The sequence below is a fragment of the Pseudomonas sp. HLS-6 TE3448 genome (genome assembly GCF_053629555.1).
This window is the reverse complement of sequence record NZ_JBRJIO010000001.1, coordinates 4,605,237-4,618,959: the sequence shown is the minus strand read 5'-3', so window position 1 is coordinate 4,618,959 and position 13,723 is coordinate 4,605,237. Positions and strand designations below refer to the sequence as shown.

Annotated in this window: 13 protein-coding genes; all 13 read right to left on the bottom strand. The window is 60.5% G+C overall.

The window, feature by feature from the left end; genetic code table 11:
* Window positions 1-44: 44 nt before the first annotated feature.
* The 13 genes from nuoF to AB7M23_RS21150 all read right to left on the bottom strand — a co-directional run bounded on the left by nuoF (window position 45) and on the right by AB7M23_RS21150 (window position 13,694).
* Window positions 45-1,400 (bottom strand): NADH-quinone oxidoreductase subunit NuoF, encoded by a 1,356-nt coding sequence (gene nuoF, locus AB7M23_RS21210; RefSeq protein WP_454241952.1) that lies wholly within the window; start codon window positions 1,398-1,400, stop codon window positions 45-47.
* Window positions 1,397-1,894: an NADH-quinone oxidoreductase subunit NuoE gene (gene nuoE, locus AB7M23_RS21205; protein ID WP_065758538.1), complete on the bottom strand. Its 498-nt coding sequence runs from the start codon at window positions 1,892-1,894 to the stop codon at window positions 1,397-1,399. Before nuoE ends, nuoF begins: the two co-directional genes overlap by 4 nt.
* Window positions 1,895-1,896: 2 nt before the next feature.
* Window positions 1,897-3,678: an NADH-quinone oxidoreductase subunit C/D gene (gene nuoC, locus AB7M23_RS21200; protein WP_099775292.1), complete on the bottom strand. Its 1,782-nt coding sequence runs from the start codon at window positions 3,676-3,678 to the stop codon at window positions 1,897-1,899.
* A 77-nt stretch (window positions 3,679-3,755) separates the two neighbouring features.
* Window positions 3,756-4,433 (bottom strand): NADH-quinone oxidoreductase subunit B, encoded by a 678-nt coding sequence (locus AB7M23_RS21195; RefSeq protein ID WP_065758540.1) that lies wholly within the window; start codon window positions 4,431-4,433, stop codon window positions 3,756-3,758.
* Between the two features lie 10 nt (window positions 4,434-4,443).
* Entirely contained in the window at window positions 4,444-4,857 is a 414-nt protein-coding gene (locus AB7M23_RS21190) for an NADH-quinone oxidoreductase subunit A (protein ID WP_065758541.1), read from the bottom strand.
* Window positions 4,858-5,485: 628 nt separating this feature from the next.
* Window positions 5,486-6,811: an isocitrate lyase gene (aceA, locus tag AB7M23_RS21185; RefSeq protein ID WP_409278518.1), complete on the bottom strand. Its 1,326-nt coding sequence runs from the start codon at window positions 6,809-6,811 to the stop codon at window positions 5,486-5,488.
* A 527-nt stretch (window positions 6,812-7,338) separates the two neighbouring features.
* Complete coding sequence (locus AB7M23_RS21180) at window positions 7,339-8,073, bottom strand: secretin N-terminal domain-containing protein (protein WP_102053083.1); 735 nt, start codon at window positions 8,071-8,073, stop codon at window positions 7,339-7,341.
* A gap of 128 nt (window positions 8,074-8,201) precedes the next feature.
* Window positions 8,202-8,636: a GNAT family N-acetyltransferase gene (locus AB7M23_RS21175; RefSeq protein WP_065758543.1), complete on the bottom strand. Its 435-nt coding sequence runs from the start codon at window positions 8,634-8,636 to the stop codon at window positions 8,202-8,204.
* Window positions 8,629-9,795 carry a ribosomal protein uL16 3-hydroxylase gene (locus AB7M23_RS21170; RefSeq protein WP_065758544.1) on the bottom strand — a complete coding sequence of 389 codons (1,167 nt, stop codon included), beginning with the start codon at window positions 9,793-9,795 and terminating at the stop codon, window positions 8,629-8,631. The genes AB7M23_RS21175 and AB7M23_RS21170 overlap by 8 nt, the downstream gene beginning before the upstream one ends.
* Before the next feature lie 82 nt (window positions 9,796-9,877).
* Window positions 9,878-11,248, bottom strand: a complete 1,371-nt coding sequence (purB, locus tag AB7M23_RS21165; RefSeq protein WP_065758545.1) for an adenylosuccinate lyase — start codon at window positions 11,246-11,248, stop codon at window positions 9,878-9,880.
* A 192-nt stretch (window positions 11,249-11,440) separates the two neighbouring features.
* A complete protein-coding gene (gene hflD / locus AB7M23_RS21160) occupies window positions 11,441-12,061 on the bottom strand; it encodes a high frequency lysogenization protein HflD (protein ID WP_065758546.1) in 621 nt (206 codons plus the stop codon).
* Window positions 12,061-13,182 carry a tRNA 2-thiouridine(34) synthase MnmA gene (gene mnmA, locus AB7M23_RS21155; protein ID WP_065758547.1) on the bottom strand — a complete coding sequence of 374 codons (1,122 nt, stop codon included), beginning with the start codon at window positions 13,180-13,182 and terminating at the stop codon, window positions 12,061-12,063. Before mnmA ends, hflD begins: the two co-directional genes overlap by 1 nt.
* Window positions 13,183-13,253: 71 nt before the next feature.
* Complete coding sequence (locus AB7M23_RS21150) at window positions 13,254-13,694, bottom strand: NUDIX hydrolase (RefSeq protein WP_065758548.1); 441 nt, start codon at window positions 13,692-13,694, stop codon at window positions 13,254-13,256.
* Window positions 13,695-13,723 lie beyond the last annotated feature (29 nt).

The following is a 13,723-nucleotide window of genomic DNA, read 5'->3' as shown; positions in this document are numbered from 1 at the left end:
GCTGTGCAAGCAGCGGGTGGCACGGACCACCCGCGTTCTATTCGTTATGCGCCGACGACAATCGGCTTCGCCAGGTCCGGGCGCACGCCTGCGTTCGCAGCAATGCCAGCCTCGAATTCCGGGCGGAAATATTTGATCGCGCTGCCCAATGGCTCCACGGCACCCGGTGCGTGCGCACAGAAGGTCTTGCCTGGGCCGAGGAAACCGACCAGACCCAGCAGGGTCTCGATGTCGCCCTGCTGGCCCTGGCCTTTCTCGAGGGCGCGCAGGAGCTTGACGCTCCATGGCAGGCCATCGCGGCACGGGGTGCAGAAACCACAGGATTCACGGGCAAAGAACTCTTCCATGTTGCGCAGCAGCGAGACCATGTTGACGCTGTCGTCCACGGCCATGGCCAGGCCAGTACCCATACGGGTGCCAACCTTGGCGATGCCACCGGCGTACATTTGTGCGTCCAGGTGCTCTGGCAGCAGGAAACCGGTACCGGCACCACCAGGCTGCCAGCACTTGAGCTTGAAGCCGTCGCGCATGCCACCGGCATAGTCTTCGAACAGTTCGCGAGCGCTGACGCCGAAGGGCAGTTCCCACAGGCCAGGGTTCTTCACCTTGCCGGAGAAGCCCATCAGCTTGGTGCCGTGGTCTTCGCTGCCTTCGCGGGCCAGCGATTTGTACCAGTCGATGCCGTTGCCGACGATCGCCGGCACGTTGCACAGCGTCTCGACGTTGTTCACGCAGGTAGGCTTGCCCCACACGCCAACGGTGGCAGGGAAGGGCGGCTTGGAGCGCGGGTTGGCGCGGCGACCTTCGAGGGAGTTGATAAGCGCGGTTTCTTCACCGCAGATGTAGCGACCGGCACCGGTGTGGACGAACAGCTCGAAGTCGAAGCCGCTGCCGAGGATGTTCTTGCCCAGCAGGCCGGCGGCCTTGGCTTCTTCGACCGCACGGTTCAGGTGCGCGGCTGCGGTGACGTATTCGCCACGCAGGAAGATATAGCCACGGTAGGCTTTCAGCGCGCGGGCGCTGATCAGCATGCCTTCGATCAGCAGATGGGGCAGTTGCTCCATCAGCATGCGGTCTTTCCAGGTGTTGGGTTCCATTTCATCCGCGTTGCACAGCAGGTAGCGGATGTTCATGGATTCGTCTTTGGGCATCAGGCCCCATTTGACGCCGGTCGGGAAGCCCGCACCACCACGGCCCTTGAGGCCGGAGTCCTTGACGGTCTGGACGATGTCGTCCTGGGACATTTGCCCCAGCGCCTTGCGGGCGGCAGCGTAGCCGTCCTTGGCCTGGTACTCGTCGAGCCACACCGGCTGGCCGTCATCGCGCAGACGCCAGGTCAGCGGGTGGGTCTCGGCGGTGCGGGCAATGCGGTTGGCAGGCCCGAAGGAGGTAAGGGTCATACGTAGCCCTCCAGCAGTTTGGAGACGCCAGCCGGCTGTACGTCACCGAAGGTGTCGTCGTCGATCATCAGCGCCGGGGCCTTGTCGCAGTTACCCAGGCAGCACACCGGCAGCAGGGTGAAGCGACCGTCCGGGGTGGTCTGGCCGAGGCCAATGCCCAGCTCGCTCTGGATCTGGCTGACCACCGACTCGTGGCCGCCGATGTAGCAGACCATGCTGTCGCAGACGCGGATGATGTGCCGGCCGACAGGCTGACGGAAGATCTGGCTGTAGAAGGTTGCGACGCCTTCGACATCGCTGGCCGGAATGCCCAGGATCTCGCCGATGGCGTAGACCGCACCGTCAGGCACCCAGCCACGTTCTTTCTGAACGATCTTCAGGGCTTCGATGGACGCCGCGCGCGGGTCCTCGTAGTGATGCATCTCGTGCTCGATGGCCGAGCGCTCGGTTTCGCTCAGGGCGAAACGGTCGGTTTGGATAAGCGTGCTATTCATGCTTAGCGGTCCACGTCAGCCATAACGAAGTCGATACTGCCCAGGTACGCAATGAGGTCCGCGACCATGCTGCCGCGGATCACCGAAGGGATCTGCTGCAGGTGCGGGTAGCTCGGGGTACGAATCCGGGTGCGGTAGCTCATGGTGCCGCCATCGCTCGTCAGGTAGTAACTGTTGATACCCTTGGTCGCTTCGATCATCTGGAAGGATTCGTTGGCCGGCATGACCGGGCCCCACGAAACTTGCAGGAAGTGCGTGATCAGGGTTTCGATGTGCTGCAGGGTGCGCTCTTTCGGTGGCGGCGTGGTCAGCGGGTGATCCGCCTTGTACGGGCCTTCCGGCATGTTGCGCATGCACTGGTCGATGATGCGGATACTCTGGCGCATCTCTTCAACGCGGACCATGCAACGGTCGTAGGCATCGCCATTGTGAGCCAGCGGCACTTCGAACTCGAAGTTCTCGTAGCCCGAGTAAGGGCGGGCTTTACGCAGGTCGAAGTCCAGGCCGGTGGAACGCAGGCCAGCACCGGTGACACCCCACTCCAGGGCTTCCTTGGTGTTGTACTGGGCAACGCCGATGGTACGGCCGCGCAGGATACTGTTCTGCAGGGCGGCTTTCTCGTACTCGTCCAGGCGCTTGGGCAGCCATTCGACGAAGTCCTTGACCAGGCGGTCCCAGCCACGTGGCAGGTCGTGGGCGACGCCACCGATGCGGTACCAGGCCGGGTGCAGACGGAAGCCGGTGATCGCTTCGATCACGGTGTAGGCGCGCTGGCGGTCGGTGAAGGTGAAGAACACCGGGGTCATGGCGCCGACGTCCTGGATGTAGGTACCCAGGAACAGCAGGTGGCTGGTGATCCGGAAGAACTCGGCCATCATGATGCGGATGACGTCGACCTTCTGTGGCACCTTGATACCGGCCAGCTTCTCGACGGCCAGTACATACGGCAGGTTGTTCATCACACCGCCGAGGTAGTCGATACGGTCGGTGTAAGGAATGAAACTGTGCCAGGACTGACGCTCGGCCATCTTCTCGGCACCACGGTGGTGGTAACCGATGTCCGGAACGCAGTCGACGATCTCTTCGCCGTCCAGCTGCAGGACGATACGGAAGGCACCGTGAGCCGAAGGGTGGTTCGGCCCCAGGTTGAGGAACATGTAGTCCTCGTTGGCACCGGAACGCTTCATGCCCCAGGCTTCAGGGTTGAAGCGGGCGGCTTCTTCCTCGAGCTGTTGCTTGGCCAGGTTCAGGCTGTACGGATCGAACTCGGTGGCGCGGGCAGGGAAGTCCTTGCGCAGCGGGTGACCTTCCCAGGTCGGCGGCATCATGATGCGGGTCAGGTGCGGGTGGCCGGCAAAGTTGATGCCGAACATGTCCCAGACTTCACGCTCGTACCAGTTGGCGTTCGGCCAGATACCGGTGACGGTTGGCAGGCTCAGGTCGCTCTCAGACAGGGCGACCTTGATCATTACGTCACTATTACGTTCGATCGAGAGCAGGTGGTAGAACACACTGAAATCGGCGCCCGGCAAGCCACGGCGCTGGGTGCGCAGACGCTCGTCCACACCGTGCAGGTCATAGAGCATGACATACGGTTTGGGCAGGTTGCGCAGGAACGTCAGTACTTCGATCAGCTTGGCGCGGGTCACCCACAGCACTGGCATGCCGGTGCGGGTTTCCTGGGCGGTGAACGCCTCTGGGCCAAAACGATTGTTCAGTTCGACGACCACATCCTGGTCGTCAGCCTTGTAAGGCGGGATGTAAATAGCGGTGTCCGCTGTCATGGTCTCGGTCGCTTTCGGTCAACGTAGAGAATGAAGCCAGGCCGCCTGTTCCGCAGAGCAGGCAGCAGGTCGCTGGATCAGACTTCGTCGGGGCTGCGCAGGTTGGTGACCTGGATGCGCTGTTCACGACGCTGCTCTTTCTGTGACGGCATCTCGGCGCGGTATACGCCTTGATCACCGACAACCCAGGAAAGAGGGCGACGCTCCTGGCCAATCGACTCCTGCAGCAACATCAGGCCTTGCAGGAATGCTTCAGGGCGAGGCGGGCAGCCAGGCACGTAGACATCCACGGGGAGGAACTTGTCGACCCCCTGAACGACCGAGTAAATGTCGTACATGCCGCCAGAGTTCGCGCACGAACCCATGGAGATGACCCACTTGGGTTCGAGCATCTGCTCGTACAGGCGCTGAATGATCGGCGCCATTTTGATGAAGCAGGTGCCAGCGACGACCATGAAGTCGGCCTGACGCGGTGATGCCCGGATGACTTCGGCGCCGAAGCGGGCGATGTCGTGGGGCGCCGTGAAGGCCGTGGTCATTTCCACGTAGCAGCAGGAGAGGCCGAAGTTATAAGGCCACAGGGAGTTTTTACGCCCCCAGTTCACCGCGCCACTGAGCACATCTTCAAGTTTGCCCATGAAGATGTTCTTGTGGACCTGGTCCTCTAGCAGCGAATCGGAGACGGTTTCCCGTTCTCCGATGGGGTACTGCTCGTTAGGCGCATCCGGATCGATTCTGGTGAGATTGTATTGCATTGCCAAAGCCTCATTGTTTCAGCTTCGCTTGCCGCTTGCGACGACCTACGGGAGCCCAATCGAGCGCCCCTACTCGCCAAAGGTAGACAAGACCTGCCAACAGAATTGCTATGAAAACGAGTGCTTCGACGAATCCGGTCCAGCCGCTTTCGCGAACAGACACAGACCATGCAAAGAGAAAGAGGGCTTCGATATCGAAGATCACGAACAGCATCGCGACCAGATAGAATTTTGCCGAGAGGCGCAGGCGTGCGCTGCCGGTAGGCAGCATGCCGGATTCAAAGGGTTCGTTCTTGCTGCGGCCCCAGGCCTTGCTGCCGAGCAGGCTGGACAGACCGAGCATGAAGGCGCACAGGCCGACGACACCCAAAAGGAAAATGGCAAAGCCCCAGTTGTGGGCGATGAGTCCTGTCGAATCGGGCATGCTGAAAATCCTTAACAGAGCGCTTGGGTCTCTGAGCTTGAAAGAAGTAGAGCAGTGACGATATGTCGCAGCGGGATCTATCGGGCTGATTTTATGGGTAAAGCGGGTGCAAGTAAAATTTCTGCAGCAAATTAATTCGTTAGATTAAGAACAAAAATCTTTCGTAACACGCTGCAGGCCGCATAGGCTGGGCATTGCCTCACCTTTTGTTAATTATGTTTCTTGCTTGGTGTAATGAACGACAAGATTGGTAATGATAATTGATATCATTTGGTGTAGCTGTGTATTAGCGTCTTCTGTTGTCTGAAAAGTTCCTGCTTAGAGTGCAGCGACCATAATTTCCTGCGTTTACCTTTTAGCAGCTTTTTTCCTGGGTTGTGCCGCCTTGGATCAATGCTTCGGTGCGTTGGTTGGTGGCTCATGAGGCAGTCCACCCTGTAGGAGCAGGGCTTGCCCGCGATGCAGTCACCGCGCACTCACGGCCACTCCGCCGAAGCCATCCCAGGCGCACCTGTAGGGGCGCTGATGGGCCTCCCTGGCTCTCCTCATGGTAGGCGCAAAAAACCCGGAGCCCCATCACAGGCCCCGGGTTTTCAGTGCTACCCGAATATCAGCTACTGATCATTGATCAGTGGAACTGCTCTTCTTCGGTGGAGCCGGTCAGTGCGGTTACCGAAGACGAGCCGCCCTGAATCACGGTGGTCATGTCGTCGAAGTAGCCGGTGCCGACTTCCTGTTGGTGAGCAACGAAGGTGTAGCCTTTGGACGCGTCGGCGAACTCTTGCTCCTGCAGCTTCACGTAGGCAGTCATGTCGTTGCGGGCGTAGTCGTGCGCCAGGTTGAACATGCTGTGCCACATGTTGTGGATACCCGCCAGGGTGATGAACTGGTGCTTGTAACCCATGGCCGACAGTTCGCGCTGGAACTTGGCGATGGTCGCGTCGTCCAGGTTTTTCTTCCAGTTGAAGGAAGGCGAGCAGTTGTAGGACAGGATCTGGTCCGGGTATTCCTTCTTGATCGCTTCGGCGAAGCGACGGGCTTCGTCCAGGTCTGGCTTGGCGGTTTCACACCAGATCAGGTCGGCGTACGGCGCGTAGGCCAGGCCGCGAGCGATGGCTTGATCCAGGCCGGCGCGTACTTTGTAGAAGCCTTCCTGAGTGCGTTCGCCGATCACGAATGGCTGATCGTACGGGTCGCAGTCGCTGGTCAGCAGGTCGGCGGCGTTAGCGTCGGTACGGGCCAGAATGATGGTCGGTACGCCGGCAACGTCGGCAGCCAGACGAGCAGCGGTCAGCTTCTGAACGGCTTCCTGGGTTGGAACCAGTACTTTACCGCCCATGTGGCCGCATTTCTTCACGGAGGCCAGTTGGTCTTCGAAGTGAACGCCAGCAGCGCCTGCTTCGATCATGTTCTTCATCAGTTCGTAGGCGTTCAGTACGCCACCGAAACCGGCTTCGGCGTCCGCTACGATCGGAGCGAAGTAGTCGATGTAGCCGTCATCGCCTGGGTTCTTGCCGGCTTTCCACTGGATCTGGTCGGCACGACGGAACGAGTTGTTGATGCGCTTGACCACAGTTGGAACCGAGTCCACTGGGTACAGCGACTGGTCTGGGTACATGGACTCGGCCGAGTTGTTATCGGCAGCCACTTGCCAGCCGGACAGGTAGATAGCCTGGATGCCGGCCTTGACCTGTTGTACTGCCTGGCCGCCGGTCAGGGCGCCCATGCAGTTGACGAAATCTTTTTCGGGGCGGAAGGATGGGTGGGCACCTTGGGTAACCAGTTTCCACAGCTTCTCGGCACCCATGCGGGCCAGGGTGTGCTCTGGCTGGACCGAGCCACGCAGACGGACAACATCAGCAGCGGTGTAGGTACGGGTCACGCCTTTCCAGCGCGGGTTTTCGGCCCAGTCTTTTTCGAGGGCTGCAATTTGCTGTTCGCGTGTCAGTGCCATGAAAATAAACCTCGTCGCATAGGTCTTGGTAAAAATGTTCGCTCTGTCGGCTGCGCTGTTCATTTACAGGGGCAGCACCGATTGCTCGCAGATCAGAAGCATTGGCGATCAGTCGTGTTTGGCGAAATGTGCGACGGTTGAACGAGTGAGGCTCAAGGGGGAAGTGAGCAGGTAGTTGGCGCTTCTGGTGACTGCAGGTTGGCTCGTGGTTGCCGTGCTGCGATCCCTGATGGGCCGTGTACCGTTTGATGCGCTTCCGTCCCTCGGGACAACTTCGTTCCAGTCGCAATCTCGTCAAACGCCTTGTGGGCTGTACAGACACGAATCGGCTCAGTTGGGTAGGTTTAGAGCGCGACTCGAAGGCCCTTGCCAGGGCCTCTGATTAGCGGGAGCGGGGCCATCATGCCTCTGCGATTTGAGGCCGTCAAATGTTTTGTAGTGCTTTTTTGTGGTTACTACATCTTTGGTCTAATAAGACTCGTCAGTCAGTTCCGAGGCCGTTGGTCGAGGCCTTGATTTCCCTGGGATCAGTCCAATGCATCGACTTTTACCCGCAACGTCATGTTTTCACCGCGTTGAGTCGAGTAAGTGAAGGCCTGAGTGTTGCGTTCCGACTGGCTTTGCTGGTTGTTGCCAGCCAGTGTGATCCATTCCCCTAGTTTTCCTGTGACTTTTGTGTCGGTACTTTGAACGTTCACTACATCGGGGCGTTCCTGGCTCATCCGGTCGTTGTTGGTGCTGATGTTCAGGTGCACGGTCTGGCCGGTGACGCTTGCGGTCACGTAGAAACCTTGCGTGACATTGCGGTACTCCGTCTGGCTTTGCAGGCGGCCATAGGTGTCGGTCTGGGTGGTGGTCAGCGGGACGCTCTGGCCCACCTGAATCAGTGCCGGTACGCCTTCGCTGGCCTGAACTTGTTGCAGGCCGCCTTCGCGGTTGGCTGTGCCGTAGCGAATGACGCGTGCGTTGCCGCGATTGTCCTGAAAGTTGCTGTCGTTGTTGTCAACGCTGATCAGCAGGCGCCGTGGCGCGGTATCGAGCTGTTCAAGGAGGGTGCGAAGCTCGTCGATCTTGTCGGGGGCGGCTTTGACGATGAGTTTGTTTTCAAAGGCGCTGACGCTGCCGTCCTTGCCGAGAAAGGACTGTGCGGCGGGGAGGATTTCGGCGCTGGTCCGGTGGCTCAGTGGCAACACTTCAGTGGCGGCCAGGGTGCTGAGGCTGAAGGACAGCAGTAGTGAGGCGAGAAGGGGGCGTAGCGGCATGTCCATGATCTCCGCGGGTGGAGAAGACATGATGGCAAATTTGCGGCAGATGTGGGAGTTGTGTGGTGGAAAAGCATCTCCGGCAAGGCCGCCGCTCTTGAGGCGTTGGCCCTGCCGGGGATTGGCCGTCAAGCCAGCTCTTTGGACTCGCGCACCATGTCGACGTGCGGGATGCCGGCTTCGAGGAACTCCTCGCTGACCACTTTGAAGCCCAGGCGCTCGTAGAACGGCGTGGCGTGAACCTGGGCACTGAGCATCTGCTGCTTCAGGTCGCGGTTCTGGGCTTCGACGATCACCGCTTGCATCAGAGCATCGCCGACCTTCAGCCCGCGCCAGTCCTTGAGGACCGACACCCGGCCAATATGGCCGCTGGGCAGCAGGCGTGCCGTACCGATTGCAAAATCACCTTCGTAGGCCAGGAAATGCACCGCGCTGGTATCGTCAGTGTCCCATTCCAGCTCAGGCGGTACGGCCTGTTCGGCGATGAACACGGCTTCACGAATGCGACGGATGTCAGCGTTGTCTTTCTGCCAGTCGGCAACCCGTACCGTGATCTTATTCATTGGCAAACCCCAGGCTTCCTTGCTTGATCAGTTCGCAGAGCAGGGTAAGGCCATCTTCATGGCTTAGCCACTCGCCAAGGTTTTCAACATGCAATGCGTCGGCGGCACAGATCAGCTTGAGCATTTCGCGCAGGTCGCCCGGCAGCAGGCGGCTCTGGCCGCTGGCGAACAGCAGCAGGTTGTCGTCGACTTCGGACCAGGCCAGACGGGCGCTTGGATTGCGGATCAGGATGGCGCCTTGTTCGAGGCTGTCGATCAGCTCTTCCTCGCTCAGCGGCTCGCCACTGACCAGCTCTGGATAGCGTGGCTCGGTCATGAACTGGCCGAACCAGGTCAGCAGCAGGCGCTCGTCGCCCATGTGCTCGGTCAGCAGGTTCTTCAGGCGGTCGAGGGCGTCGTGCTGGATCTGGTGCGGATCGCTGACCGGCTTGGCGTCGGCGTCGCTGTAGCGGTCTTCATCAGGCAGGAACTGGCTGAGGAAGTCGGTGAAGTGGGTGAGCACTTCTGCAGCGCTTGGTGCGCGGAAGCCGACCGAGTAGGTCATGCAGTCGTCTTCGGCGATGCCGTAGTGAGCCAGGCGCGGCGGCAGGTAGAGCATGTCGCCGGGTTCCAGGGTCCACTCGTCGCTCTGCTCGAAGTCCGCGAGGATACGCAGGTCGCTGTGCTCGATCAGCGGGCTGTCGCTGTCGCAGACCTGGCCGATTTTCCAGTTGCGCTTGCCTTGGCCTTGCAGCAGGAACACGTCGTAGTTGTCGAAGTGTGGACCAACGCTGCCACCGGGGGCGGCGAAGCTGATCATCACGTCGTCGATACGCCAGCTTGGCAGGAAGCGGAAGTGCTCCAGCAGCTCGCCCACTTCAGGGACGAACTGGTCGACCGCTTGTACCAGCAGGGTCCAGTCACGCGCTGGCAGCTGGCTGAAGGCGTCTTCCTCGAATGGGCCGCGACGCATTTCCCATGGGCGTTCGCCATGTTCGAGGATCAGGCGCGATTCGACTTCCTCTTCCAGGGCGAGGCCGGCCAGTTCGTCGGCGTCGATCGGGCTTTCAAAGTCCGGGAAGGCCTGGCGGACGAGCAGGGGTTTTTTCTGCCAGTAGTCGCGCATGAATTCGCGGGCTGTGAGGCCGCCCAGAAGCTGCAGTGGTGTATCAGGATTCATGTGTAACCTATTGAAAAAAAGTAATTTTCTTTCGGTAATAAAAACGCCCGGCTTGGCCGGGCGTTAACGCGCAAGGCAATAATCAGACGCGTTTGGCTTGAGCTGCAGCGTTACCGATGTAGGACGCTGGAGTCAGCTTCTTCAGTTCTTCGCGCGCTTCGGCAGGCATGTCCAGACCGTCGATGAAGGTCAGGAGTGCTTCCGGGCTGATGCCCTTGCCGCGAGTCAGCTCCTTGAGCTTCTCGTAAGGGTTTTCGATGTTGTAGCGACGCATCACGGTCTGAATTGGCTCGGCCAATACTTCCCAGCAGGCGTCCAGGTCGTCGGCGATGCGCTGGGTGTTGATTTCCAGCTTGCTGATGCCCTTCAGGCTGGCCTCGTAGGCGATCACGCTGTGGGCGAAACCAACGCCCAGGTTGCGCAGCACGGTGGAGTCGGTCAGGTCGCGCTGCCAGCGCGAGATCGGCAACTTGCTGGCCAGGTGCTGGAACAGTGCGTTGGCGATACCGAGGTTGCCTTCGGAGTTTTCGAAGTCGATCGGGTTGACCTTGTGCGGCATGGTCGAAGAACCGATTTCACCCGCGATGGTGCGCTGCTTGAAGTAGCCCAGCGAGATGTAGCCCCAGATATCGCGATCGAAGTCGATCAGGATGGTGTTGAAGCGGGCAATCGCGTCGAACAGCTCGGCAATGTAGTCGTGCGGTTCGATCTGGGTGGTGTACGGGTTGAACACCAGGCCCAGTTCGTCTTCGATGAAGGCGCGGGCATTGGCTTCCCAGTCGATTTGCGGGTAAGCCGACAGGTGGGCGTTGTAGTTGCCCACGGCGCCGTTGATCTTGCCCAGCAGCGGGACAGCGGCAACCTGTGCGATCTGGCGCTCGAGGCGGTAGACGACGTTGGCCAGTTCCTTGCCCAGGGTGGTCGGCGAAGCCGGTTGACCGTGGGTGCGCGACAGCATTGGTACGTCGGCGAAGCGGTGGGCCAGTTCACGGATGGCGTTGGCGATCTGGCGCATCAGTGGCAGCAGCACGTCATCACGGCCGGCGCGCAGCATCAGGCCGTGGGACAGGTTGTTGATGTCCTCGCTGGTGCAGGCGAAGTGAATGAACTCACTGACCTTGGCCAGCTCTGGCAGCTTGGCTGCCTGCTCCTTGAGCAGGTATTCGATGGCTTTTACGTCGTGGTTGGTGGTGCGCTCGATCTCTTTCACGCGTTCGGCGTGCTCGAGGGCGAACTCATCGGCCAGGCCGTTGAGCAGGGCGTTGGCTTCGGCGGAGAAGGCCGGAACTTCGCTGATTTGCGGGTGAGCGGCCAGGCGCTGGAGCCAGCGAACTTCAACCAGGGCGCGGAAACGGATCAGGCCGTATTCGCTGAAAATAGGGCGCAGGGCCTGGGTTTTGCCGGCGTAGCGGCCGTCAACAGGGGAAACCGCAGTGAGCGAGGAGAGCTGCATGGGGTGTTCTCGGACAGTCGGGCAACGAAAAGGGCGCATATCATACATGAAAAATGCACCCGGGTCGGGGGTCTGACAAAAGGTAAAGCGCTTGGTGTCTGCAGGAGCCGGCGTTGCCAGCGATGGTGTGGTCGAGCCATCCGCTGTTTCGCGTTGCTTGAATCGCCAGCAAGGCTGGCTCCTGTGCGGTGTTTAGCCGCGCATCATCGGGTAGAGCTCTTTGAGCAGTTTGCGCCGGCTGAACACCAGTTGCCAGCGATGGCCGCCGAGCTGGCGCCAGAGGCGCGCCGCGCGGATACCGGCGAGCAGCAGGGCGCGGATCTTCGAGGCGTTGTTGGGTTGTTGCAGGTGACGCATGTCACCGTGTACCTGAATGCGTTGGCGCAGGGTGCTCAGGGTGTCCTGATACAGGGCGCCACTGGAGGCTATGACGTTCTCGTGCGCGAGGCCGAAATGATCGGCCTGGGACTGGATTTGTGGCAGGCGGTTGCCGATGACTTCAAGCATATCGCCACGTTTGGCCAGTTGGCGCTCAAGGCCCAACATCGACAGCGCGTAGCGCAGTGGTTCACGCTGCAGGCTGGCGGGGTCGCGCTCCAGGGCGCTGACCAGGGCGCGGTAGCCGTCTCGCAGGTTGAGGTCATCGCCGCCGAACACTTCCAGGGTGTCCTTGGGGTCGCGCACCAACAGGCTGCCGAGCATGCAGCTCAGGTTGGCTTCGCTGACCTGGCCGGTACGGGCAATTCGATCGACCAGTACGGCAGCCTGAAAGACGCCGCCCAGTGCAACCAGCTGTTCTTGCGTGGTATTCATCAACGCTGGCTCCAAGGCTCGGCTACTTCGATCACGCCGCCGCCCAAGCAGATCTCACCATCATAGAAGACCACCGACTGGCCGGGCGTTACCGCCCGTTGAGGTTCTTCAAATACTGCCCGATAACCGTCGTTGGTGCGCTCCAGGGTGCAGGCCTGGTCGCTCTGGCGGTAGCGCACTTTCGCGGTCAGGCGGCGTGGGCTGGACAGGTCGATCGGGTTGACCCAGAAGATCTCCGAGGCGAGCAGGGCGCGGGAGAACAGCCATGGGTGTTCATTGCCCTGGCCAACTACCAGCACGTTGCGGGCGAGGTCTTTCTCCAGCACGTACCACGGCTCGTCGCCTGCGTCTTTCAGGCCGCCGATACCCAGCCCCTGGCGTTGCCCGATGGTGTGGTACATCAGGCCATGGTGGCGGCCGATGACGTCGCCTTCAGTGGTCTGGATTTCGCCAGGCTGGGCGGGCAGGTACTGCTTGAGGAAATCGCTGAAGCGACGTTCACCGATAAAGCAGATGCCGGTGGAGTCTTTTTTCTTTGCGGTAGCCAGGCCATGTTTTTCGGCGATGGCGCGTACTTCCGGTTTTTCCAGTTCGCCGACCGGGAACAGCGTGCGGGCAATCTGCTCGCCGCCGACGGCGTGGAGGAAGTAGCTCTGGTCCTTGTTCGGGTCCAGGCCTTTGAGCAGTTCGGTGCGGCCGTCAATGTCGCGACGGCGCACGTAGTGGCCGGTGGCGATCAGGTCGGCACCGAGCATCAGGGCGTAGTCGAGGAACGCCTTGAACTTGATTTCGCGGTTGCAGAGGATGTCCGGGTTTGGCGTGCGTCCGGCCTTGTATTCCGCCAGGAAGTGCTCAAACACGTTGTCCCAGTATTCGGCGGCGAAGTTGGCGGTGTGCAGTTTGATGCCGATGCGGTCGCACACGGCTTGTGCGTCGGCCAGGTCTTCGCGGGCGGTGCAGTACTCGGTACCGTCGTCCTCTTCCCAGTTCTTCATGAACAGGCCTTCGACCTGATAACCCTGCTCCATCAGCAGAAGGGCGGAAACGGAAGAGTCCACGCCGCCGGACATGCCGACGATCACGCGCGTCTTTTCGGGTTCTTTGAGAGCTGGAGTGGACATAGGAATCGCTGCGTATCCGGGTAAAAGGACAAGATTCTAACAGGCTGTGCGCGGCAAGGCGAAAACCATGCTCAATCGCGGATCACCGCCAGGCTGTGCAGGGGGCCGGCGAGGAAGTCGTCAATGCAACGAGGTACCAGTTCGCTGCGCCAGCGCTCGGGGTCGGCGAGCAGTTCCTCGCGTGTCAGCCACACGGCGCGGACGATGTCGCTGTCCAGTGCGCGGTCGGCATTGTGCCGTAGCGGTTTGGCGGCGAAGCAGACGCGCTGGTAGGTCACGCCATTGCTGGGGGCGGTGTAGAGGTAGATGCCGACCACGCCGGTCAGTTCTACGTCCCAGGCGGTCTCCTCAAGCGTTTCGCGCAGGGCTGCCTCGGCCAGCGACTCGTTGGCCTCCAGGTGGCCTGCCGGCTGGTTGAATACGTGCTTGCCGGCTTTGAACTCTTCGACCAGCAGGAAACGGCCCTGGTCTTCGACAATGGTGGCGACGGTGATGTGGGGTTGCCAGGTCATGTGCAAGGTCCTGTGTTGTGCAGGTGGAT